This is a genomic window from Bradyrhizobium sp. 154 (assembly GCF_023073875.1).
Classification (GTDB): domain Bacteria; phylum Pseudomonadota; class Alphaproteobacteria; order Rhizobiales; family Xanthobacteraceae; genus Bradyrhizobium.
Genome location: NZ_JADPKG010000022.1, coordinates 1 through 557 on the forward strand (window position 1 = coordinate 1; position 557 = coordinate 557).

Annotated in this window: 2 pseudogenes; both read left to right on the plus strand. The window is 66.2% G+C overall.

What is annotated here, in order from left to right:
* Positions 1-260, plus strand: a pseudogene (locus tag IVA92_RS03000) (CopG family transcriptional regulator); the annotation flags it as partial.
* A gap of 5 nt (positions 261-265) precedes the next feature.
* Positions 266-557: pseudogene (locus IVA92_RS03005) on the plus strand (esterase); the annotation flags it as partial.

The following is a 557-nucleotide window of genomic DNA, read 5'->3' on the forward strand; positions in this document are numbered from 1 at the left end:
TCGAGCGGCATGCAGATGTTCTCAAGCAGTCGACGGCCAGACACAGCTTGGACCTCGGGCTACGCAACTTCACCCGCCAGGATCTCGAAGCGGCTCAGCGCGCCGGCGAGATGCTGCACATCAACGTCCTCGGCTTGGCAATCATCGCCCAGGACGTCACGCCCGACCTGGCACGCGCCACCATCGCGTCGGTCTCGGTGCTCGGAGCCCTCCATGCCACTCCCGCGGTCAAGGCCGCTCTTGCCGACAGAACGAGGTAAAGCAGATGCTGAATCGAAATACGATCCATGAGGCCACTCGTCTCACGCGTGCGGGCAAGTTGGTCGAGGCCACTGCGCTTCTGCAGCGCATGCTCCGGGGTGAAACTGCCGCAGAACCGTTTGATCGCGCGGGCCCTCCGGCGCCAGCGCGGCTGGAGCCGCCGACCATCGAGGTGAAGGCCGACGTGGTCGGGAAGAAGGAAAGGCGCCCAGCCACGCGGGCCGCTTCCGCGCAGCGGCGCGGACGGCCCGCGCCTTTGGACAACATGCAAGAGTTCGCTGGCCTGGGTCTGCGAG